Annotated in this window: 26 protein-coding genes and 7 tRNA genes; 2 read left to right on the top strand and 31 right to left on the bottom strand. The window is 37.8% G+C overall.

Translation table 11 applies throughout. From position 1 onward, the window contains the following. Positions 1-2: 2 nt before the first annotated feature. The 22 genes from H9650_RS18865 to acpS all read right to left on the bottom strand — a co-directional run bounded on the left by H9650_RS18865 (position 3) and on the right by acpS (position 12,060). Positions 3-76, bottom strand: a tRNA-Arg gene (locus tag H9650_RS18865). A gap of 18 nt (positions 77-94) precedes the next feature. Further along, a tRNA-Leu gene (locus H9650_RS18860) sits at positions 95-181 on the bottom strand. A 72-nt stretch (positions 182-253) separates the two neighbouring features. Next, a tRNA-Lys gene (locus H9650_RS18855) sits at positions 254-326 on the bottom strand. Positions 327-337: 11 nt separating this feature from the next. Continuing rightward, a tRNA-Gln gene (locus H9650_RS18850) sits at positions 338-412 on the bottom strand. Between the two features lie 3 nt (positions 413-415). Continuing rightward, positions 416-491, bottom strand: a tRNA-Asp gene (locus H9650_RS18845). Between the two features lie 24 nt (positions 492-515). Further along, positions 516-590, bottom strand: a tRNA-Glu gene (locus tag H9650_RS18840). Between the two features lie 13 nt (positions 591-603). Further along, positions 604-678: transfer RNA gene (locus H9650_RS18835), tRNA-Asn, on the bottom strand. 83 nt (positions 679-761) lie between these two features. Continuing rightward, positions 762-1,229, bottom strand: coding sequence for a SprT family protein (locus H9650_RS18830; RefSeq protein WP_151112502.1), 468 nt, complete (start codon positions 1,227-1,229; stop codon positions 762-764). A 59-nt stretch (positions 1,230-1,288) separates the two neighbouring features. Continuing rightward, on the bottom strand, positions 1,289-3,457 hold the full coding sequence (locus tag H9650_RS18825; protein ID WP_151112500.1) for a Tex family protein: 2,169 nt from the start codon (positions 3,455-3,457) through the stop codon (positions 1,289-1,291). Positions 3,458-3,545: 88 nt separating this feature from the next. Next, a complete protein-coding gene (locus tag H9650_RS18820; protein ID WP_225216166.1) occupies positions 3,546-4,145 on the bottom strand; it encodes a PP2C family serine/threonine-protein phosphatase in 600 nt (199 codons plus the stop codon). Beyond that, entirely contained in the window at positions 4,142-4,924 is a 783-nt protein-coding gene (sigB, locus tag H9650_RS18815) for an RNA polymerase sigma factor SigB (protein WP_144539628.1), read from the bottom strand. Before sigB ends, H9650_RS18820 begins: the two co-directional genes overlap by 4 nt. Continuing rightward, entirely contained in the window at positions 4,902-5,372 is a 471-nt protein-coding gene (gene rsbW / locus H9650_RS18810) for an anti-sigma B factor RsbW (RefSeq protein ID WP_144539626.1), read from the bottom strand. The genes sigB and rsbW overlap by 23 nt, the downstream gene beginning before the upstream one ends. Then, a complete protein-coding gene (locus tag H9650_RS18805) occupies positions 5,359-5,700 on the bottom strand; it encodes an STAS domain-containing protein (protein ID WP_144539624.1) in 342 nt (113 codons plus the stop codon). Before H9650_RS18805 ends, rsbW begins: the two co-directional genes overlap by 14 nt. Positions 5,701-5,769: 69 nt before the next feature. Then, positions 5,770-6,771 carry a PP2C family protein-serine/threonine phosphatase gene (locus tag H9650_RS18800; RefSeq protein WP_144539622.1) on the bottom strand — a complete coding sequence of 334 codons (1,002 nt, stop codon included), beginning with the start codon at positions 6,769-6,771 and terminating at the stop codon, positions 5,770-5,772. Positions 6,772-6,783: 12 nt separating this feature from the next. Next, positions 6,784-7,185, bottom strand: a complete 402-nt coding sequence (locus H9650_RS18795; protein ID WP_144539620.1) for an anti-sigma regulatory factor — start codon at positions 7,183-7,185, stop codon at positions 6,784-6,786. Between the two features lie 6 nt (positions 7,186-7,191). Beyond that, on the bottom strand, positions 7,192-7,554 hold the full coding sequence (locus H9650_RS18790) for an STAS domain-containing protein (RefSeq protein ID WP_144539618.1): 363 nt from the start codon (positions 7,552-7,554) through the stop codon (positions 7,192-7,194). Continuing rightward, positions 7,554-8,381, bottom strand: a complete 828-nt coding sequence (locus H9650_RS18785) for an STAS domain-containing protein (RefSeq protein ID WP_151112498.1) — start codon at positions 8,379-8,381, stop codon at positions 7,554-7,556. The genes H9650_RS18790 and H9650_RS18785 overlap by 1 nt, the downstream gene beginning before the upstream one ends. Positions 8,382-8,681: 300 nt before the next feature. Beyond that, entirely contained in the window at positions 8,682-9,032 is a 351-nt protein-coding gene (locus tag H9650_RS18780) for a type II toxin-antitoxin system PemK/MazF family toxin (protein ID WP_144539613.1), read from the bottom strand. Positions 9,033-9,036: 4 nt separating this feature from the next. Continuing rightward, positions 9,037-9,315: a transcriptional regulator gene (locus H9650_RS18775; protein WP_225321630.1), complete on the bottom strand. Its 279-nt coding sequence runs from the start codon at positions 9,313-9,315 to the stop codon at positions 9,037-9,039. A 133-nt stretch (positions 9,316-9,448) separates the two neighbouring features. Continuing rightward, positions 9,449-10,558 carry an alanine racemase gene (gene alr, locus H9650_RS18770; protein ID WP_144539609.1) on the bottom strand — a complete coding sequence of 370 codons (1,110 nt, stop codon included), beginning with the start codon at positions 10,556-10,558 and terminating at the stop codon, positions 9,449-9,451. Positions 10,559-10,627: 69 nt separating this feature from the next. Then, a complete protein-coding gene (locus H9650_RS18765) occupies positions 10,628-11,647 on the bottom strand; it encodes a LolA family protein (RefSeq protein ID WP_225216165.1) in 1,020 nt (339 codons plus the stop codon). Between the two features lie 59 nt (positions 11,648-11,706). Beyond that, complete coding sequence (gene acpS, locus H9650_RS18760) at positions 11,707-12,060, bottom strand: holo-ACP synthase (protein ID WP_144539605.1); 354 nt, start codon at positions 12,058-12,060, stop codon at positions 11,707-11,709. A gap of 68 nt (positions 12,061-12,128) precedes the next feature. Between acpS and H9650_RS18755 the strand changes: the two genes are divergently transcribed. Further along, on the top strand, positions 12,129-12,758 hold the full coding sequence (locus tag H9650_RS18755; RefSeq protein ID WP_144539603.1) for a rhomboid family intramembrane serine protease: 630 nt from the start codon (positions 12,129-12,131) through the stop codon (positions 12,756-12,758). A 44-nt stretch (positions 12,759-12,802) separates the two neighbouring features. On the opposite strand, the gene H9650_RS18750 is transcribed toward H9650_RS18755, so the two are convergent. The 9 genes from H9650_RS18750 to H9650_RS18710 all read right to left on the bottom strand — a co-directional run bounded on the left by H9650_RS18750 (position 12,803) and on the right by H9650_RS18710 (position 21,580). After that, complete coding sequence (locus H9650_RS18750) at positions 12,803-14,302, bottom strand: PH domain-containing protein (protein WP_191697907.1); 1,500 nt, start codon at positions 14,300-14,302, stop codon at positions 12,803-12,805. Then, the gene (locus H9650_RS18745; RefSeq protein WP_191697906.1) at positions 14,295-14,774 is read right to left on the bottom strand and encodes a PH domain-containing protein; all 480 of its coding nucleotides are present in this window, start codon (positions 14,772-14,774) and stop codon (positions 14,295-14,297) included. Before H9650_RS18745 ends, H9650_RS18750 begins: the two co-directional genes overlap by 8 nt. A 229-nt stretch (positions 14,775-15,003) precedes the next feature. Beyond that, on the bottom strand, positions 15,004-16,539 hold the full coding sequence (locus tag H9650_RS18740; protein ID WP_144539597.1) for a DEAD/DEAH box helicase: 1,536 nt from the start codon (positions 16,537-16,539) through the stop codon (positions 15,004-15,006). A gap of 319 nt (positions 16,540-16,858) precedes the next feature. Further along, on the bottom strand, positions 16,859-17,569 hold the full coding sequence (locus H9650_RS18735) for an alpha/beta hydrolase (protein WP_144539595.1): 711 nt from the start codon (positions 17,567-17,569) through the stop codon (positions 16,859-16,861). A 24-nt stretch (positions 17,570-17,593) separates the two neighbouring features. Then, positions 17,594-18,961: a UDP-N-acetylmuramoyl-tripeptide--D-alanyl-D-alanine ligase gene (locus tag H9650_RS18730; RefSeq protein WP_191697905.1), complete on the bottom strand. Its 1,368-nt coding sequence runs from the start codon at positions 18,959-18,961 to the stop codon at positions 17,594-17,596. A 5-nt stretch (positions 18,962-18,966) separates the two neighbouring features. Then, positions 18,967-20,073, bottom strand: a complete 1,107-nt coding sequence (locus tag H9650_RS18725) for a D-alanine--D-alanine ligase (RefSeq protein WP_144539591.1) — start codon at positions 20,071-20,073, stop codon at positions 18,967-18,969. 64 nt (positions 20,074-20,137) lie between these two features. Continuing rightward, positions 20,138-20,452, bottom strand: coding sequence for a DMT family transporter (locus H9650_RS18720; RefSeq protein WP_144539589.1), 315 nt, complete (start codon positions 20,450-20,452; stop codon positions 20,138-20,140). After that, positions 20,452-20,781 (bottom strand): quaternary ammonium compound efflux SMR transporter SugE, encoded by a 330-nt coding sequence (gene sugE, locus H9650_RS18715; protein ID WP_144539587.1) that lies wholly within the window; start codon positions 20,779-20,781, stop codon positions 20,452-20,454. Before sugE ends, H9650_RS18720 begins: the two co-directional genes overlap by 1 nt. A gap of 61 nt (positions 20,782-20,842) precedes the next feature. Further along, positions 20,843-21,580, bottom strand: coding sequence for a hypothetical protein (locus H9650_RS18710; RefSeq protein ID WP_191697904.1), 738 nt, complete (start codon positions 21,578-21,580; stop codon positions 20,843-20,845). Between the two features lie 197 nt (positions 21,581-21,777). On the opposite strand from H9650_RS18710, the gene H9650_RS18705 reads away from it, so the two are divergent. Beyond that, positions 21,778-22,962 (top strand): FtsW/RodA/SpoVE family cell cycle protein, encoded by a 1,185-nt coding sequence (locus H9650_RS18705; RefSeq protein WP_144539583.1) that lies wholly within the window; start codon positions 21,778-21,780, stop codon positions 22,960-22,962. The last annotated feature ends 101 nt before the right edge of the window (positions 22,963-23,063 follow it).

The raw sequence follows: 23,063 nt of genomic DNA, 5'->3' as shown, positions 1-23,063 counted from the left end.
GGCGCGCCCGGCAGGAGTCGAACCCACAACCTTCTGATCCGTAGTCAGACGCTCTATCCAATTGAGCTACGGGCGCTTAGTAAGAGACATTGCTTGGTGCGGCCGAGAGGACTTGAACCTCCACGGGGTTATCCCCCACTAGGCCCTCAACCTAGCGCGTCTGCCGTTCCGCCACGACCGCTTAGTTATAAAATGGGACGAACTCTATTATAACTCACTCGCAAGAGTCTGTCAACAATTATTGTAATAATGATGAGCCATGAAGGACTCGAACCTTCGACCCTCTGATTAAAAGTCAGATGCTCTACCAACTGAGCTAATGGCTCACGAAACGAAATGGCTGGGGTACCTGGATTCGAACCAGGGCATGACGGAATCAAAATCCGTTGCCTTACCGCTTGGCTATACCCCAACATGGCGGTCCCGACCGGGATCGAACCGGCGATCTCCTGCGTGACAGGCAGGCATGTTAACCGCTACACCACGGGACCTATGTATGTTTTATTAAATTTAAATGGTGACCCCTACGGGATTCGAACCCGTGTTACCGCCGTGAAAGGGCGGTGTCTTAACCGCTTGACCAAGGGGCCTATGTAAGTTATATGGCTCCGAAGGTAGGACTCGAACCTACGACCGATCGGTTAACAGCCGATTGCTCTACCACTGAGCTACTTCGGAATAATTTTTGTCGTTTTGTTTTACTCGACTTTTTCTATTATAGAGAGGGTTTGGACAAACGTCAACACTTTTCATCAAATTTCTTATATTTTTTTTGAAGAGCTTAAAACTAAGTCGCCAAAACACTTGCCACACTTGAATTTGTGAGTATTTACTCGAATTTTCCGTCTATATAACAACCCACATTTTGAGCATTTATACATGTAAACTTTAGTACGTGGTTGCCTTTTAGGCTCTACTAAAGTGGAACAAAATCTGGGGGAATCTGTTTGTTTTAGAAGCTGGCGAAAATCTGCATCTCGATGTTTGTAGCCTTTTGCTTCTATATGTAAATGATAATGACATAACTCATGCTTGATCACTCCTATTAATTCTTTCATTCCATGCTTTTCTAGAACAAGAGGATTTATTTCAATTATATGAGTTCTTAACATATACCTGCCTCCAGTACTGCGGAGTCTTTTATTAAAACAGGCTTTATGTCGAAATTCTTTCCCAAAAATCTCTTTTGAGATTTTACTTACTAATTCACTCAATTGTTCATCTGTCATATTACCTCTCCTAAATAAAAGAGTTTGTCCAATGATTCTATCATTGGACACTCTTATTATTACACTTGTTGTTCCGGCGGAAGCATAGTTAATGCGATTCTACCTTTGTTAGCATCGAACTGTTCTACCCAAACTGTAACGATATCTCCAAGGGAAACTACATCTAGGGGATGTTTTACAAATCCTTTTTTAAGCTTGGATATATGTACAAGTCCGTCCTGTTTAACACCAATATCTACAAAGGCTCCAAAGTCTACTACGTTACGAACAGTTCCTTGAAGCTCCATTCCAGCCTTTAAATCCTCTAACTTCAAGACATCTTTCTTTAGTATAGGCTGTGGGAAAGCTTCGCGTGGATCACGTGCAGGCTTAATAAGTGCATCTAAAATATCCTTCAAAGTAATTTCGCCGATTCCTAATTCCTTACTAGTTTCTTCTATAGAAATGTTATTTAATGCTTCTTCTGCTACCTTAGAACCTATTTGGCCTTTCTTCAATCCTACAATTTCTAGGACCTGTTCAGCTGCCTTATAGCTTTCTGGGTGAATTCCTGTTGCATCAAAAGGATTTTTTGCATCTGGTACACGCAGGAAACCAATTGCCTGCTCATATGTTTTGGCTCCAAGACGCGGAATTTTTTTAAGCTGAGCTCTTGAAGTAAAGCGCCCTTGTTCATTGCGCATATTCACCACATTTTCAGCAACCGTTTTAGAAAGACCAGAAACATATTGCAGTAAGGAGGCTGACGCTGTGTTTACATTGACCCCTACCTGGTTAACAGCAGTTTCTACTATAAAAGAAAGTGATTCCGAGAGTTTTTTTTGTGAAACATCATGCTGGTATTGCCCTACCCCTACTGCCTTTGGATCTATTTTTACTAACTCCGCTAAAGGATCTTGAAGTCTTCTGGCAATAGAGACTGCACTTCGTTGCTCCACTTGAAGGTCTGGAAACTCATTTCGCGCTGTTTCGGAAGCTGAATAAACAGAAGCACCTGCTTCGTTGACAATAACATATGCTACTTCACCCTCTACTTCTTTCAGGCAATCTACTATAAATTGCTCTGTTTCACGAGAAGCTGTACCATTTCCTATTGCAATTAAAGTAATTGGATATTTTTTAAGATAAGAAAGTACCTTTCTTTTCGAGCCTTCCACATCCATTTTTGGTGCATGTGGATAAATAGCCGATACCTCTAGTAATTTACCTGTATCGTCTACAACTGCTAGTTTGCAACCTGTCCGGTATGCAGGATCCACTCCTAGAACAACTTTCCCCTTTAACGGAGGCTGAAGCAATAAGTTTCGTAGATTCTCAGAGAAAATATGAATAGCTTGTGTTTCTGCTTTTTCAGTAAGTTCTGCTCTGATTTCTCTTTCTACTGAAGGCTGTATTAACCGTTTATAGGAATCCTCGATTGCTTGCTTTACCTGCTCTGTAGCACTGCTAGATATATTATTAGGAATCCATTGAGTTTCCATTACTCTTAAAATCTTTTCAAGTGGTACCTGGAGACCAACTTTTAATACATCCTCTTTTTCTCCACGATTCAATGCAAGAATACGGTGAGGCACAATTTTCTTCACTGGTTCATCATATTCATAGTACATTTCATAGACATTTTTTTCATCAAGCTCTGCTTTCTTTAGCGCAGTAACAATTTTCCCGTCCATACGGGATAGATTTCGAATCTGTTCGCGTATTTTCGCATCATCAGCAAATTGTTCTGCGAGAATGTCACGAGCCCCTTGGAGTGCATCCTCCGTCGTCAATACTTCTAGCTCTTCATTAATATAGGCTTGTGCTAAATCATAGATAGATGCTTTAGGGAAGGTTAATAGTTCATCTGCTAAAGGTTCAAGCCCTTTCTCCTTCGCTACTGTCGCCTTTGTTCTTCGCTTTTGTTTATAAGGTCGATATAAATCCTCTACTCGCTGAAGCACCGTAGCATTTTGAATGGAAGTAGTAAGCTCTTCCGTCAGCTTTCCTTGTTCATCTATTAAACGCAGTACTTCCTCTTTGCGTTGTTCAAGCTGTTGTATATATTGATACCGATCTTCTACTGCTTTTATTTGGACCTCATCTAAAGATCCTGTTTGTTCTTTACGATAACGAGCTATAAAAGGAACGGTGTTTCCTTCTTCTAAAAGTTTTATTACTTGTTCGGCTTGCGTAGTTTTTATGCCAGTTTCTTTAGAAACAAGCTGAAGCATTTTCTTTAGTTCCAACACAAATTCACCCTTTCCATATACCCTTTATTTTAACATATTTAGCGCTTACCCCTAAATGAAGACAGTAAAAAAACTTACCCTTCTATTATGAGAGTAAGCTTCCTACAATAAACGTGGCATCATCACCATGCTCTATTTCCTTATATACAGTTTCGTACAAACATTTTGCAGAGCCAGATTCCTTAATAGTAGATTTCGGGCTATTCATCACTACTCCATCTGAGTGAAGAAGAAATAGGTCATCTTTTGCGCAGGCATACGTTTGGGTATTAATTTTTTGCTTTCTTCCAGATAGGTAGCCCATCACTGGCAAAGGATATATCATCTTTCCTGTTGCTCTCTGGTACATGTAAAATTTGATATTGCCAACACAGCTATATGAGATAGTTTGTGTTTTGTAATCTACTTTCACAAGAGCAACCGCTGCTCCTCGTTTTTGAACCATCAACTCATTGCATTTCAACAATAAATTATCCAGCGTCTCCTCAGGGTATTGTTCTAAAATTGCAGGTATAACATCTGCAGATTCCTTTGCTACAGGACCGTTACCTAGTCCATCAGCAATGGCACAGAGCATAAAGTCCTCATGCTTTGATACATAGTATGTATCTCCAGATTCTGCGTTTCCTGATTTTGCTTCCTGAAATACTAGCAACTCAACTTTTTCATCTGAGTAATTTATCAATTTACTAAACCACCTGACGATAATATTGCCTCTTGCAATTTTTTTATTGCCTTACGTTGTATTCGTGATACATGCATTTGAGAGATGCCAAGACGATCTCCAGCTTCCTTCTGACTCAGTTGCTCCATGTATGTAAGTTTAATAATTTCTTTTTCTCTTTCAGATAAAACATTGAAAGCTTCGGCTACAAGTAAGCGCTGGTCTGTTTTTTCAAATTCTCCATCGGTTTGGCCAATCACATCAAATAATGTAATAGTACTTCCATCTGCATCCGATTCTAAAGAATGGTCCATAGATAAGGCTTGATAACTTTTCCCCATCTCCATCGCCTCTAATACATCCTCTACCTCTACATCAAGATAATCCGCGATTTCTGGCACAAGTGGAGATCTTTGAAATTCTGTTGTTAACACTTCAACAGCTGATCTTATACGCGGACCTAATTCTTTAATTCTTCTTGGTACATGTACTGCCCATGTTTTGTCTCTTAGAAACCGCTTAATCTCCCCAATTATAGTTGGGATAGCAAAAGCCTCAAAGTTCTTACCGAATGAAGGATCATATCTTCTAATAGCTCCTAGAAGGCCCAGCATACCTACTTGTACTATATCCTCATGATGAGATTTACCATTAGAATATTTACGGGCAATAGACTCAACCAAACGCTCGTAGTTTAATACTAGATTGGTTTGAGCCTCTTCGCTTTCTGTGCTTTGATATTCTTTTATCCATTCTAGAATCTGTTCTTTTGACTCCTTAGGAAGAGATGTGTTCGACATTTTCATCCACCTGCTTTACTCCGACATGCTTCGTCATAAATACAGTTACACCCTCTTGGTGATGGACCTTCACCTCATCCATTAAAGTTTCAATTAGATATAGGCCAAGGCCACCTTCACGTAAGAACGATCCCTCCTCCAAATCATGGTAAGGTCCCACTTGCGCTTTTGTTTCCTCAAAATTAAAACTTTTCCCATGGTCAGCAATCATAATTTCTATTTTGTCATTATATAAAGCGCAGCCAATTACTACTTCGCCATCCTCATCCTCTGTGTAAGCATGTTGAACTGCGTTAGTAATTGCTTCACTTGTTGCAATTTTTAAATCTTCAATATCATCATAAGAAAAGCCCATACGATTCGCTAATCCAGAAATTGTAAGACGTGCTACACTAACATATTGAGGCTTTGCTGGTAAACGAATCTCAACATAATCAAACGGTTTCATCTATTTTCACCTCTTCGCTCGCTTGGATGTCCATGATATCTCCTAAACCGGTTATGTCGAACAATCGTTTTAGTCGAGATGATAGCCCTGTTAATTCCATGTGAACGTTGGACTCTTTAGCACTTTTATAAAATCCTACGAATACGCCTAAACCAGTACTATCCATGTAAGTTACGTCTGTTAAGTCTAACTCTACACGTAAGTTTTCCTTTAAATTAATTTCTGATAGCTTTTCTCTTAAAAGAGGTGCTGTAAAAGCATCAATTTCACCTTTTATAATTCCTTTGACGCGTTTATCTTCTTCGTATAATTCTACTGATATATTCATTATCAATTATCCCCCGTTTTCGCTATATATAGTGTATCTATACCACGTTTGAGCCAACGCTAAACATGTTCACAGTGATTTTTTGAAAATGACAAGAGTAAAATCATCACGCTGTTCAAATTCCTGCAATTCTTCTAGCTTATGGAATACATACTCAACCATTTCTTGAGCTGGTTTATCCTTAACGCTTTCTATAATACTCAGGATTATTTTTTGGTCGATAAAGCCTTCCTTTGAACGACATTCGGTTACTCCGTCAGTCATCATCACGATAAAGTCATCTTTTTCAAGAACTATTGAATGTTGCTCATATCTTACATTAGGAATAACCCCTAGCAACAGACCTTTTGCCTGAAGTTCTTTAAACTCGCCTGATTTAGCACAATAAAAAAGAGGTGGCTCGTGCCCAGCTGAAGCATAAGTGAATTCACTTAAAGCTGAATCATATGTGCCATAAAACATGGATATAAACATTGAATCGCTAACACTTTTCTCAACAATTCGGTTAATAATATCCAATACTACGACAGGATCTGTTTCTGGACCATCTAAACTATCCATTCCATATTTAATCATGGACATGCATAGAGCCGCTGGTATCCCTTTTCCGATAACATCAGCAACAGCGATTCCTATTGCATTCTCGTTACTCAAAAAGTGAGTGTAATCCCCGTTCATCTCTTTAGCAGGAACAGAAATAATCCCAATGTCCAAGCCATTCATATTTGGAATTTTAGTTTTTAGCAATGTTTGTTGGACATTTGTAGCCAAATCCATTTCCATTTTAAAATTTTGTTGTTTCTCAATTAGGGTTTGGTGCTCTTTTAAAGCTAAGCCATATCTAATCATCACTTCAATTAAAAAATCAAACGAGTGTAAAACTTCCTCCGGTAAGCCTGGTATAATCTCTTCAAGAGAGGCTTTATGTATACTAATAACTTCCTCCGGAGAGATGCTTTTTTGAATAAGCTGTCTACTAACGTTTTGACCTTCATATAAATTATGCTCTGTTTGACTTAATGTATACTGTTTTAAAATTTCCTTATACTGCTTTTTAAACTCTTGAGGCACTTATTTTACCCCCTATCTCAACCACTTTGTGGCAATGATTGTTGTACCATCTCCGACTACAGTCTCAATTTTAAAGTCGTCCATTAGACGCTTTACCCCTGGCAATCCTGCTCCTAGGCCTCCAGATGTAGTATATCCGTCTTCCATTACTTTACGGACATCAGAAATACCTGGCCCTTCGTCAGAAGCTATAACCAAAATGCCTTTGAGATTTCCTTCTACAATCTGTTTTATTTCTATATTACCTTTTCCTGCATATAAATATATATTTCTAGCGAGCTCGCTAATAGCAGTTGTAATTCTAGCTTGGTCTACTGTGCCAAAACCAGCATCTTTTGCTTCGTTTCTTCCAAGCTGCCTAGCAGCAACTATATCCCACTCACTTATTATGTCAACAGAAGACTTCATATTCATAATGGATTAGTCCTCCAATTCTCGTTCAAGTTTTTCCAATCCATTTTCTAGGTCTAAAGCTGTTGCTACATTTTCAAGTCTTATTCCTAGCTCAATTAATGTTATAGCAACAGCTGGCTGTATTCCTGTTATTACTACCTTAGCTCCCATTAAGCCTGACATATTGATAACGTCTCCTAAAACTTTAGCGATAAACGAATCAATAAAGTCTATTGGCGTTAAATCCAAAACTACTCCTCTAGCAGCAGTGGTATGAAGCTTGTCCAATAAATCCTCTTGAAATGCTAATGCTGTCTGATCGTCCAGTTCCCATTGAATAGATACAATTAAACAATCTCTTAACTTTAAGATTGGAATTCTCGTCATCATTATGAGTTCACCTCTACTATCGCTCGATTTGTTAGTGCTAACGCCTGTTCAACTCCACGTTGTAACGTACTAGTTGTCGTAAAGTCATTAAGATTAATGCCAAGTGTAACGATTGTTTGTGCAATTTCTGGACGAATACCTACTAAGAAACATTTAGCTCCAACAAGGCGAACTGCATCAGCTGCTTGAATAATATGATGAGCGACCATTGTATCAACTACAGGAACTCCAGTTATATCTAACAATACAACCTCTGCACGGTGTTTCACTACACCTTGCAGTAAGTTTTCCATTATAAGCTTTGCACGTTCCGTGTCAATTGTTCCGACTAAAGGCATTACAGATATTTTCTCAAAAACAGGGATAAGGGATGCTGAAAGCTCTTGTAAAGCAATTTTTTGTAGATTCACTGTCTTTTCCCATACTTTCGCGTAGGCTTCAACGATCGTATGAGTAACAGGTGTTAACCAGTTATTTAAAATAGTACGGTAAGATTTGTAATTACTTTCATTTAAGTGTCCTGCAATTTCCATATTTTCGTAAATAACCTCTGTAAAGTTATTTAATGCTTTTAACACAAAGGATATGGACCAGCCGTAACGAACAATTTGAACAGAAAAGTCATTTAGCTTTCCAGTATAAGTTTCATGATCCTCTGTAAGACTTGAAATCATTAACTCCCCAAATTCACGAGCAGTATGATCAATTACTTGTTCTGACATTATTTGAAAAAAACGATCGTCTTTTTCATCTTCCATTTTCTCTTTCCATTTTTCTAATATTTCATCGATGTCATCGTGAATGTACGTAGCTATTTGTTTGTTCATTTGGGTATACCCAACTCCTCACAAAATTAATGGTAATTATATTGTAACGAATCTTAAAGAAATTTACATCTTTTATAATTTCCGAAAGATTCTTTTTCACATTTAGTTGATAGAGAAACACTATTATATCTTCAACAATGATTCTACCCGTTATGCAGAATACAGTAACATATATTTTGGGGAAATCCATTTAACATTAAATGGATTAAAATATTTAGATGAAGAATAAATGGAATAAATCTAGAAACAAAAAAACACAATGCGTATTTGTCGGCTACACATTGCGTTTTGTCTATGTATTTAAAATTTTACGATTCCTAAGCTGATGCCTAGTGCATGATCGACTTCTTCCATCACATCTTCGTCTAAGTGTGTGATTTTATCCGTAAGCCTTGACTTATCAATAGTTCGTAACTGTTCTAATAATATAACTGAATCACGTTCAAAATCATACTCTTTTGCATTGATTTCTACATGTGTCGGCAATTTCGCTTTTTGTATCTGAGCGGTAATTGCTGCCACAATTACAGTCGGACTAAACCGATTTCCGATATCATTTTGTATCACCAGTACGGGTCTAGTTCCACCTTGTTCAGACCCGACTACTGGTGATAAATCTGCAAAAAAAACGTCCCCACGTTTTACGATCAAGTTTTCATCCTCCACTTACGAGTCGCTCTGTCGTATGTTGGGCTTCATATTCCGCATGTAGACACTCCATACATATGGATAAGTTAATATGAGACATCTCAACATAACCTTTCATCATCGCTTCTCTTATAAGATTTGCCTGGCCTTTCTTCATATATTCATTTGCATGTACACGAGCAACGCTTTCCCTACCAGTTAATGATTTAGAAGTTTGCACTCCCTCACTAACCATTTGCATTGGAATCTCTATAAGCGCTTCTTTTTTCTTTTTATCACTTACCACAGCAAACACCTCCGACAAAACATTTCCCTATCTGACAATATACTTCATCTTACCATTACTAGAGGTGAAATAAAAGACATAATAAGAAATGGTTAGACAAATTATGCATGAAGAACTACGTTTTGTCGACATTTTACTTGTGATAAATTCTAGGTATTCTAGTAGATAGAGTACAGCATACCTCATATGGAATTGTTTGAAGCGTAGTTGCCCATTCTTCAACCTTAATTTCCTCATTTCCTTGTCTTCCCAGTAAAACAACTTTCTCTCCTATATCCACCGGTCCATTTAAACGAATCATACATTGATCCATACAAATTTTCCCTACAATAGGCACCCTTTTTCCTTCTACTAATACTTTTTGTGTGTGGAGTTTTCGAAGCAAGCCATCGGCATACCCGATTGGCAATGTGCCAATCCATTCTTCTGTTTCCGCTGTATAGGCAGCCCCGTAACCAATAGAGTCTCCCTTATTAACCTTTTTGATGTGCACAATTTCTGTATGCAAGGAAAGAGATTTCTCCAAAGAGAAAGGTAGATGATCATTTAAATAGGGGGAAGGGGCTATTCCATACATTGAAATCCCAAAGCGAACGGCATCCCAACTTTGACTTGGATGCTGTAGAGCAGCGGCGCTATTGGAAGTATGAATCATTTTAGGCTTTTCTTTAAATACTTCTAAAAAGCTTTCAAACCTACTCACTTGTTTTTCAAAATACTCCGTATTCACATCATCTGCAGTTGCAAAATGTGTGTAAACTCCCGTTATTTCTAGAGAATTTGGCTCCTCATTTAAAAACTTTAAAGCTGTCAGGAGGTCCTGGGTACTTGAAAAACCAATCCTCCCCATACCACTATCAATTTTTATATGCACTTTAACTGGTTTTTCGTTTCCCTTAGTGGCAAAAAACCAGTCAAGTGAATATGCTGTTAAAGTAATATTTTGGGCACTTGCTTCAGGTAAAAAGGAAACTGGTACGGCCCCTAAGACGAGAATCTCTTCTTTTATATCAAAATCTCTTAAATGCAAAGCTTCCTCTGGAGTTGCTACAGCTAGCATGGATGCACCTGCTTGAATGGCAGCACGAGCAACCTCAATATCGCCATGTCCATAAGCGTTTGCTTTTACTACTGCAATTACCTCTGTTGAAGAAGGCAGCATCTCTTTGAGTCGAGCAATATTTGTTTGTATTGACTGTAAATTAACTTCTACAAAAGTCGGTCTATATAATTTTTGTGACATTGCTGAACCTCTTCTTCCAATTCTTTATCATAATTATGCTCCTCGGAAGAAGAGGTCGTCAACTAATAATCATTTTAATTCAGAAACTGTCATAGATGCTGCAACCTCGATCATTTCCTCTTTCGTTAAGCTAGATGAAGCAATGAAGAAGGACATACCATCTTGTTCCCAACTGATGGAATGATCAGTTACTGCTCCAATAGCAACACCTAAATCTACTGGATCTCCAGGTGCAAACACAGGGATAGAGGAAGATACATTTGGATCGCTTAATTCTTGAATCACAGTGAAGCCTTTATCTCCACCAAAAGTTAAAACTACACGTTTTTGGTCTTCTAATTTAATCACTTTTTCCTCTACTAGAGGGGTGTTTTCCCATTTAACTACTGGATAATGTGTTTCGAACTCCTTGCTTTCTAACTCAGCAGACGTTTCAACCTTTTCTCCCTCTTCCATTGCAGCTGGTGTTTGTTCAATTTTATAATCTCCAGCAGCACGAGCCTTACCTAGAGAGACTTTGTTAAACTTAATATGAATCTGCTCTTCTTTGTTCTCATTTAATATAGAAACGTCTGTTGGTAACAACGTCTTTTTATCTATATAGATTTTTTGAGAAGGAAGCATATTTTTGTGATTATTAGTTGTTTTTGCTTCAAATACATATTTGTCTCCTTCTTCTTTAAAAGTAGCAGATTTATCTTTTTTAATATCCTCTGCCAACGAACCAATTAGATAAGCTTGGCTATTTTCTGAAGGCCACTTACTTTGGAATTTATAAGTTTTGTTAAGGGCTGGTGTTACGACGAAAACTCCCTCAGCGTTACGAACGATCATTTGAGTATTTTCTGCGTTAGCATCGGAGACCTTTACACGATAAAACTCAGGTTTAGTATGCCAAACTTCTACATCATAAACTCTTGGTTCTGCACCCGTTAGAATACTCATTTCTGCGGTCAGCTCATATCCTTTTGCGTCACTCCATTTGTTACTTAGTTTTTTCACTACGTCTTCCTTCGATTCAGCTCCACATGCAGATAGTACCAGGATCATTGCAAATAAAACTACCAGTTTAGCCACTAGGCTCTTCAATTTTGTCCACCCTTTCTATTATCACTGCCTTCGTTCATTGTATGTAGGTGGACGACCGGTTATGATTGAAGAATTACTTGTGCGGCAGCATAATCTTTTGTGTGAGTGATTGAAACAAAGCCATTTAGAGGCTTTTCCTTAAAATATAGTACAGGTTTACCATTACTTTCTTTTAAAATTTCTATATCCTGAAAGCTACAACTTTTTCCTATTCCAGTGCCTAAAGCCTTGGAAAATGCTTCTTTTGCTGCAAATCTCCCTGCTACAAATTCTAATTGCCTTGAGGATGATAAAGTCTCCATTATTTCTATTTCTTTTTTCGTTAAAACTCGTGGAATAAATTTAGAGGTTTTTAATAAAATGGACTCTATTTTTTTTATTTCTGTTATATCTAACCCTATACCGATAATCATAATTGTTCTTCCTTTCAAATATGGCCTTTTCAAGATATACTATATAGTAAGAAATCCGAGGTGACAGTATGTTTTCAAGAAGAGAAAGTTTTAAAGAATACATAAAATTATATCCTGTTGTATCTACATTATTGGCTATAAATATTATTATTTTCCTGTTAACTATTATACCGGTTTATGGAATATATTTGCGTTATTTTGGAATGGGTGTCAACCTCCTCATTGCAGAAGGAGAGTATTGGAGACTGATCACTCCAATGTTCCTGCATTCAGGTTTTGCTCACCTACTATTTAATATGTTCTCTTTATATATATTTGGCCCGGAATTAGAGCAGCTTTCAGGAAAGGCAAGATTTTTAACAATTTACTTCCTTTCTGGTTTTATCGGAAATGTGGCCACTTATTTGATTCATGACTGGAACTACGCAAGTCTTGGTGCCAGTGGGGCAATCTATGGAATTTTAGGCGCGTTTGCGGCATTAGTCCATTACACGAAGCACTTGTTACCACAGCTTAGACAAATCATTATTCCAATCATCGTTATCGGTGTCATACTCTCGTTCCTACAGCCGAATGTAGGTGTGACCGCACATATTGGTGGATTAATCACTGGTTTTGTCCTAGGAATGGTTTTCTTTCATCCTAAGCGAATTGGCTCTTGGAAGAAGAAAAAGAAAAATCCGTATACAGTAGTATAGTAAATCATAAAAAATCTCATAAGATGAAATGAAAAGAACAGCCCTTATTCGGACTGTTCTTTTTCTATGATTGTTTTAGATTTTCGTGTTGGTTCATACCAGCTTAATAGTTTTTCCGAATCCACTTTTTCTATGTGGGGAATCACTGTTTCTGCCCCTCCAACTCCAGATTTAATGGTCACCACTATAGATGCAACATCTGATTTCTTTTGAAAATATGTTGTTCGAGCAGTCATAGACTGAATTCGTCTCTTTTCCATCCAAACGGTCACTCTACTAAATAATCGATATTGAGCGACTAACTGTGTTTCCTCTATATAAAAGCCGGCAGTTTTCTTTTGCCAAACTCCTAAGCCAAAACTAGCAGGTATTAATAGAAGAGATAATAATCCATATGGATAAAAGAAGTAAATGACTGCAGCGGCTATAGGTATAATCCACAGCAAGTCTAAGCGATAGAAAAACTTTCTAGATTTGTTTGGAACTCTTTGAAAGCTAGGCTGTAGCTGAAATTCCGGAAAAATCTCTTCTAAAATAGGATTTATTTCTGTTTTTTTTATTAATGGAAGCAGACGAATCGTTTCGTCTTTTTCTGCCATTGATCCTCCCGCGCTATCTACAGTTACCGTGGCATATCCAGTGAGCTGACGAAGGGGATTTTCTACTAAGCGTATTCCTTGTATGCGCGTTAAAGGAATGGTGATTTTCTTTTTCTCTAGAAGCCCTCTAGTAATAATAATCTCCTCATCCTCTATTCTAATTGTAAAATCATAATAGTTGATGAAAGTTAGCAAGACAGAAACTGCCCATGCAACGAGTAAAACAGAGAAAACAACTAACGCTACCATGAGTACACCAAATTTAATGAAGATCATAATCTCATTATAAATTCTCTCGTAAGGTATCAATTCAGAGAACTGGGATGCAAATACTGCAAGACCAGAAAAGAATACACCTACTCCACCTGAGGTACTTGCTAGAACCAACAGTTCCTTTGTAGACATACGAAAGATTGGCTTTTTTTCTTCCTTCATGGTTTCTGTAATCTCTATTCCCTCTTCTAGAATTGGAGTATCTTGACTTTTAGCCAGCATTATCTCTTTTTTTATTTGTTCTGCAGCTTCCTTACTAATCGCAGTGAGCTCAGCGTCGGCCTCCTTTGTTGGCCCTCCTCCTGCAGTTTCTACTTTTACCTTAACCAATCCAAAAGGTCTATGGAAAATACCTTCTGTATAGTTGAGGCTTTGAATACGGTCAAAAGGGATATAACGCTTTTTCTTTACAAAAAGTCCATATTCTATTCTGAGTTCTCCATCTTCAAACCAATAGCGGAATCTCTTCCACTTGATAATTCCACTCACTAACATGAATAAAAGTACTATTGCATAAATTCCATATGTGAAAAGTCCAGACCAAAAGTTTGAATCGTCTCCAAAACCATTCACCACCAATAAAACGATTAATGGAAGAATCATTTCCTTTAACACTTTTACAAAATTAATCAAGGCTGAAATCGGATGAAGCTTATACTTTTCTTTAGACATCTTCTTCCGCCACCCTTGCAAGCACTGATATTCTTCCGCGCAATTCATCTGCTTCCTCCGTTATTAACGCGGGGATAGTGTGACTTGTTGCTGCTGTAGAAATTGTGATAGAAGCTAAATCATACTTTCGTAAAATTGGTCCTTGCTCAGTATCTACATGTTGCACCCTAACCATTGGTACCAGTGTTCTCTTTACTACAAACAATCCGTGCTGCAGCTCGATTTCCTGATCCCTTACTTCGTATCTCCATCTACTCCATCTTACCTTTGGAAATAAGTAAATTAATAAATATCCGACAAGCAATACTCCTGCTCCTGCCACTATGTATAACCATATATAATTTCCGGTAAAGTAGTTGATAACTCCTGTCCCTATCCCTAATAACAAAACAATTAGGGTCTGGATTATGCCATAAATTCTCCAAACTCTTAAACCTTTTACGGAAATTCGGTTAATCGGTTCTCTTCTCATTCTTATGCACCTCTTCTCTTGTCATTGTATACGAAAGTGAAAGGGAAATGTTTCATTTTATCATACATTGAGTTCATAATTTTTCTTTATTTATAAATACAAGATAAAGCATTAATGAATTCTGCTTTTATCAAATGACGCGTTTCGTGGTATTAGGCCGTTGCAATACTGCTTATGTATAAAAAAAGGTGAATCCAATAAATTGGATTCACCTTTATATTTTTTAGAATTAGCCTTCGTTACGTGGTGAACGAGTTCTTGTGCTACGTTGAGTAGAACCGTCACGTGGTCCGCTGCTACGACGGCCGCTTGGACGTGAACTGCCACCTGTACGAGAAGATCCGCGATCACTTCCACGACTTGATGAACTACGTCCTCCGCCGCTACGGTTACCTTTGTATCCGCCGCCACCGCTGCGTCCGCCACCACTGCGCTCTCTACGAGCAGGTAATGGGCGTTCTTCAGAAAGTGAGATTGGTGTATCGTCTGGCTCTTTTGTCATTGATTTAATTGCTGCTGCAACTACATCAATAGCTTCGTGCTTTTCAAGCATTTCTGCTGCAAGTGTACGATAGTCACCTAAGTCATTTTTGTTAATAATTTCAGTAAGAGCTTCAATTGCTACACGTTGCTGTCCAACTAATGCTTCATCTGAGCTTGGTGGACGAAGAGCTGTCATACGTTTTTTCGTAGTGTCTTCTACAATGCGCAGGTAGCCCATTTCTCTTGGAGTAACAAATGTTACCGCAATCCCACTTTTACCAGCTCGTCCTGTACGACCGATACGGTGAACATAGCTTTCTGGATCTTGTGGAATATCAAAGTTATAAACGTGAGTAACGCCTGAGATATCTAATCCACGAGCAGCCACATCTGTTGCAACAAGAATGTCAATTTTGTTTGATTTGAACTGCTTCAAGACAGACATACGCTTCGCTTGGCTTAAATCTCCGTGAATTCCTTCAGCTAAGTAGCCACGAATACTTAAGGCATTTGCAAGCTCGTCTACACGACGTTTAGTGCGTCCAAAAATAATTGCAAGCTCTGGTTGGTGAACGTTCAAGATTCTTGAAAGGAAATCAAATTTTTCACGCTCTGTAGCTTTTACATAGAACTGCTCAATATTTTCAACAGTCATTTCTTTTGATTTAATCTTTACTTCAACTGGATCTTTCATGAATTTATCAGCAATTTTTCGAATTGGTCCCGGCATAGTTGCTGAGAACAATAAAGTTTGACGATTGTCTGGAACACTTTCTAAAATTGTATTGATATCATCAATGAAGCCCATGTTTAACATTTCATCAGCTTCGTCCAAGATTAATGTTTCTACTTGATCAAGCTTTAAAGTACGACGGTTAATATGGTCAAGGATACGACCAGGTGTACCAACGATTACTTGTGGCTTGTTTTTAAGTGCACGGATTTGACGGCCAATTTCTTGTCCTCCGTATACAGAAAGTAAACGAACTTTTTTATCATAGCCCAATTTATATAGCTCTTCAGAAACTTGAATTGCAAGTTCACGTGTTGGAGCAATGATTAAAGATTGGATATTAGGGTTTTTAGGGTCAATTTTTTCAATCATCGGAATACCGAAAGCGGCAGTTTTACCAGTACCTGTTTGTGCTTGGCCAATAATATCGCGGCCTTCCATAGCATGAGTAATAGTACCTTCTTGGATTGGTGTAGCTTCTTCAAATCCCATTCGTTGTACGGATTTTAGTGTAGAAGCGCTAATATTTAATTCTGAAAAATTTGTCAAAATTTTAATCTCCTTTTTGTTCTGTTTTGACAAATGGTTACATTTTCAGATGAAATTGGCAAATTCGAGCCTATACGAGGAACGTTTCCGTTACTTAAAATTCTCTGTGGTTTTAGATCAGAGGGGTCTTATATAAAGGGAAAGCCCGGTCTTTTGCCGAGCGGTTCGTTAATTCTTGCGTAAACAAACCGTTATGTTCAAAAAAAAGTACTCTTCAATAAACGCTGAAGAGTCTTCACACAAAATGTATCCATTGTTCTAAACGTAGTATAGCATGCAATTTTGCTAGTTGCAATGAATTCGAATTTATATCCAGTAGTTAACAAATCTTTTCCTGCACTTCTTCCCTTAAAAATGCAAGAGCTTGTGGAAACCAATTCTGACAATCATCGCTATAGCAAATATGATGCTTTCCGCTATCCGAAAAGATTAGCTGCTTGTTTGTAGATTTAATGTGGTCAAATAAGAAGGGCGCTGCCGTATAAGGAACTATACCATCCTTTTTCCCTTGGACTAGACATACAGGGATAGTAATTTGCTCATAATAGGGTTCTACCATCTTAACCAGGCGTACAAATTCTAAAGCTGCTGGAATAGGGGTTGCACGTAGCTTTTTACTATAGATTTGGAAAAGTGTATTTTCTTCAGACTTACCTTCCACTATTTTTTTTGCTACGTCCCCTATATCATGTAACAGCTGTGCTGGATTTATGTATTTTGCGGCAGCACTTAATAAAACCATTTTATCAATTTTATAGCGCAGAGCTAAATAAATGGCAATAATTCCGCCCATAGAAAAGCCAACTACATACACACGATCTACTTCCTTTTGAAGCATACGCAGTGCCTGTTCGGCAGCCATCATCCACGATTCGGCGGTTAAGCTTTTTAATTCTAAAATTTCTCCATGACCAGGAAGAGTAGGAACTACAATTTGCCAGTCTGTATTTGCTTCCAAGTAGTCCACGAAAGGCTGCACCTCGTATGGACCTCCAGTAAAACCATGTATGCAAAGTATTCCTGTTTTCATGTAAGACCTACTCTCCTATAGCTACTATTTTTGAAAGGGTTCAATAACCTTTTCTAATCTCATTCCCCTTGAACCCTTCACTAAAACAATAGAATCCTTCTTAATGTTTGAATTTAAAAAAGATATAAGCGATTCATAATCATCTTCCACCCATTTTAGCTGTTGTTCACTGAATTTATCTGCCAGCTGGTCATATAACCATTTCATACGTGGACCAAATAAACAAATACCAGAGAATACCTCATTGGAAATCGAATGACTAATTTCTTCATGGAATGATTTTTCATTTGGACCAAGCTCTAGCATATCCCCTAGCACTAACCACTTATCTGGTTTAATAGTCGATTTTTCTAGAAAGTGAATGGCAGCTTTCATAGAAGTTGGCGCCGCATTATAGGCATCGTTTATAAAGATACTGCCATTCTTTGCTTCGATGACCTGCATTCGCATATCTGTTAGTACGATTTGCTTTAATGCCTCACGCATTTGCTGGGCAGACAGTCCAATTTCCTTCCCAATCAGTATAGCTGCCAAGGTGTTTTTCACCTGATGCTTCCCAAGAACAGGTATAGTCATTTCTTCGTTTAGCTCACCACTTACCATAAAACTACTTCCCTGTTCTGTAAAAGTCACCTGTTCAATACGTAAATCATTTAACTCATCAGTGCCAAAGGATTTAGTGTTTAGCTCGGGAACATTTGATATGAATGGTTTCAAAAGCGGTTCATCACCATCATAAACAAGTAGTCCGTCCTTGGCTAGACCAGAAATAATTTCAAATTTTGCTTTTGCAATACCTTCACGAGAACCTAGATCTTGCATATGTGCCTCTCCGATGTTAGTTATAACTGCGTATGTCGGTTTTGCCATATTAGAAAGGAACTCTATTTCTCCGAAAGAGCTCATACCCATCTCAAGTACTGCATACTCGGTATCTTCCTCTAAAGAAAGAATAGTAAGAGGAAGACCTAGCTCATTGTTAAAATTTCCTTCTGTTTTCTTCACTCGGAAGTAAGGGGTAAGCATACCTGCTAGCAAGTCCTTTGTGGAAGTTTTACCGTTAGAGCCCGTGATTCCTATAAATACCGTAGAAAGCTCAGACCGATAAGCTCGAGCCATCTGCTGAAGTGCCTCTTCACTACTTTCTACAAAGAGTAAGGGAACATCCTTCGGAGGATTCGGCTCATCCTTTAACCAAAATGCTGCAGCTGCTCCATTTTCAAATGCAGCCTCTACAAATTTATGACCATTCACATTCTCACCACGAAAGGGAATAAATAAATCTCCTGGTCTTAATGTGCGTGTATTAATAGATACCCCTGTAACTACAGGGTTACTAGTTGGCTGTTCTAATCCTAACCACTTTGCAATTTGTGCTAATGTCTTTTTCAACTTAGTCACTCTCCGTCCTTTGAATGCTCAAGCTGCTGTTTTTCCTCATAGCGTTCGATAGCTAGTGATATTAACTCCTCGATTAGGTCTGAGTATGATAAGCCAGAAGCCATCCAAAGCTTTGGATACATGCTAATTGGTGTGAAGCCAGGCATCGTGTTCACTTCATTGATTAATACCTCTTCTGTATCCGTAACAAAGAAATCTGCGCGAACCAATCCAGAGCAGTCTAACACTTTGAATGCACGAATTGCAGCATCCTCTAATGATTTTTGCAATCTATCCGATACTTTTGCTGGAATAGCATAGTTTGTAGTGCCATCTATATATTTTGCAGAGTAATCATAGAAGTCTTTCGTTGGTAATACTTCTCCAGCAACCGAACATCTTGGCGTGTCATTTCCTAAAACACTCATTTCTATTTCACGAGCTACAATACCTTGTTCTACTAGGATTTTACGATCATATTTAAAAGCAAGGTCGATTGCCTTTATTAGTTCCTCACGATTATTTGCTTTCGTTATCCCAACACTAGAGCCTAGATTAGCTGGCTTGACAAATAATGGCCACTTCAAGCTGCTCTCAATCTTTTCAAGTAATAACGCTTGATTGTTTTTCCACTCTTTACGGATGAAATGTACAAAAGGAACCTGCTTTAAACCTGCTTGTGCAAAAAGTTGCTTCATAACTACTTTATCCATTCCAGCAGCTGAAGCTAATACTCCATTTCCCACATATGGCAAGTTCAATACTTCTAGTAATCCCTGAACGGTACCATCCTCTCCATTTGGGCCGTGAAGCAACGGGAATATCACATCTAATCCTTCATTACCAGTCGATGCATCAAGCTCTTGTGCAGAGTTCTCCGCCGGCAGGAAGCTAGTTATGTCATTCGCTTTCCCTGTATCATCCCCAAATTGAAGTGTTTCTACTGTTTCCACAGGACCTAATAGCTTTTGACCCTTTCTCCATTCTCCTTCCTTTGAGATAAAGACGGGGTATACTTCATATTTATCAAAATCAATTGCTTGAGAAACTGCTCTTGCTGTTAATAAAGAAACCTCATGTTCTGCAGATTTCCCACCATATAATAATCCTAATTTCAATTTCATCACTTGTTACCTCCACGTTTTGGATATTTCTATTTTATCACTTCTAATATTAATACATGAACCATTAGCCAAAAAGTTTAAGACCTACGACTCCAAATATAATACAGCTTAAAAAGAATAATTTCAGACGGCTCTTCTTTTCGTTAAAGAAGTACATACCGACTAACACACTTCCCGCTGCTCCTATTCCAGTCCACACTGCATATCCTGTACCCACAGAAATATCCCTTAAAGCCAACGATAGTAAAAAGAAACTTAAAGAAGCAGAAATAATGGTAAGGGCTGTAAATTTTTTGTTTGTAAAGCCATTGGAGAGCTTCATGCAAATAACAAAGGCCACCTCAAATAATCCCGCAGCAATTAGTGTAATCCATTCCATTATTCCACCTCCTCGGTATCACTTAGCTTCAGACCTATAATGCCGAAGAGTAATATACATAAAAACACAATTTTCCCTATACTAACTGGTTCATTAAACCAAAGAATTCCGACAATCGCCGTGCCGGCAGCTCCTATTCCGGTAAATATAGCATATGCAGTTCCTATTGGAATCGTCTTCATCGCCCTCGCGAATAAAAAAAAGCTTATTATAAGAAATAATATTGTGATGATGGACGGGACTAGCTCTGTGAAGCCATGCGCTTCCTTTAAACCAATCGCCCATATGATTTCAGTTAATCCTGCAATTACTAGTAGAATCCAAGCCAATCTCAATCACCTCATATACATAATAAACGCTTTTGCAACGAAATGTAGCAAAAGCGTTCCCTTATACTTCTATTATGAAATCATATGGTCTTTTTATATGGTGCTTAATATCCTCTAGCACCTCATCCGGGAAAATATTTTCCGGTAAGCAACGTATCTCAATCCCATAATTTGTTTTATCACTTCGGAATAAAGACATAATTACTCCGTCCTCATAAAAGTCTGTATACCTCTCCACTGTGGTAGAGGAAAGCTCTGGCAATATAACGTTATTCTTTTTTCTCCAAAATGCAGTAGATTTTGTTTTATCTTTAATCTGTTGGTTAAACCAGTCAGCAATTAAATAATAAAAATCTTCATGATCTCTAAAATATATTTTAGTAATATGCTGTTCCTCATCAGTCATATAAACAAATCGATTTTGAAGATGATGATAGAATGGTGAGCGAAAAGCTTCCTTCTTGTGAGCTATATATAAAAGTTCAGCTTGTTCCTGTGGCGTTAGCATATTTAATTTTCGTTCATCCGAGAAATCTAATAAACACAGCGAAAAGGACTTTTCAGTCATTTCCTTTAAAAAGTGTGCATATTGATTTTTTCCTATGAACTCCATTTGCGTATGCATATTAAAAGAAGAATCTTCATATCGATGCTTTAACAATAATAGGAAGGGCAAATCAGTAAACTTCAAAAATTGTTGAACTGAAATCCCACTAAATAATGCAAAATGCTCTATCTCATTTGTATGAACATATAGATGAGCTAAATAATCATCTATATCTCTCTCTTTTTTAGCCACTGAATTCACTCCTCATATAAGATATATATTAGCATAATTTCATTTAAACGAAACAACTGTTTTTGTAATATCGTCTATATTACTCACAAGCAAAAAGCGAGTATTTAGGCTATAATAGAAAAAGTGTGTTTCCCTCGATTTAAGAGAGGGAAAATGTAACAAAAATTTGTAATTAGAAAGAAATCTAGGTGATTTTTATGGAAAATAAAAAAGGCTTCGCTGATCGCTTCGATTGGACATTAGCTTTTATAATATTATTATTTTTAATTGTTAGCTTGTTAGCTATTTCTTCAGCTCAGACTACAGGTCAATATGCAAGCTATAACTTTGTATCGAAGCAGCTTTTTTGGTATTTAGTTGGTTGCGTTATTATTGGATTAGTTATGTTTTTTGAGCCTGAGCAATATAAAAAGATGGCTTGGTATATATTCGGAATAGGAGTTTTCCTATTAGCCCTTCTCGCTATACTTCCAGACAGCTTGTCATTAGTAGAACCGCGGAATGGAGCAAAAAGCTGGTTTCATTTACCGATTGGAGACATTCAGCCAGCCGAATTTATGAAGACCTTTTATATTTTAGGATTAGCTCGCCTTATAACCTATCATCATGAACAGTATGCGATGAAAACAATTAAAACAGACTTTATTCTGTTAGGAAAAATAGGAATAACCTTAATAATACCTTTAGCTTTTATCATGCTTCAGCCCGATTTAGGTACATCCTTAGTTTTCTTAGCCATTACCGCGGCGTTAATCGTCGTAGCAGGAATCTCATGGAAAATTATTTTACCATTATTTTTAGGTGGAGCTAGCATTGGTGGATTTTTGTTGTGGATGGCCTTGTATGCGCAGGATTTCCTTGCCAAGCATTTCAACTTCGAACCTTACCAATTTGCTCGTATCTATTCCTGGATAGATCCATATTCATATGCTTCTAATGAAGGAATGCATCTAATAAGCGCATTGAATGCTATTGGATCAGGAGAAGTTTTCGGTAAAGGATATGGTGGTCGGGTAGTATATGTACCTGAAAATCATACAGACTTTATCTTTGCCGTTATCGGAGAAGAATATGGCTTTGTCGGTGCCAGTGTCGTAATCAGTCTTTACTTTTTACTTATCTATCATCTAACGAAAATTACTTTACAGCTTAAGGATATGTACAGCACGTATGTGTGTGCAGGAATTATTGCGATGATTACTTTCCATGTGTTCGAGAATATCGGCATGACAATTCAACTGCTACCTATAACTGGGATACCTTTACCATTTATAAGCTATGGTGGTAGTTCGCTTATGGGTAATATGCTCGCCATTGGTTTAGTCTTTAGTATGAAGTTCCATCATAAAACTTATATGTTCGCTAAAAACGAGGATGAATAAATTACAGAGGAGGCTCGCTGCATACTGCGGTGTTAGCCTCCTCTTTCCACATAAAAAAAGAGACTTGAGCGTTCGTTTTAAACGAATTTACAAGTCTCTCT

The organism is Psychrobacillus faecigallinarum (assembly GCF_014836595.1).
GTDB classification, from domain to species: domain Bacteria; phylum Bacillota; class Bacilli; order Bacillales_A; family Planococcaceae; genus Psychrobacillus; species Psychrobacillus faecigallinarum.
Note: the sequence above shows the minus strand (reverse complement) of the source record. Positions and strands in the feature narration are given on the sequence as shown.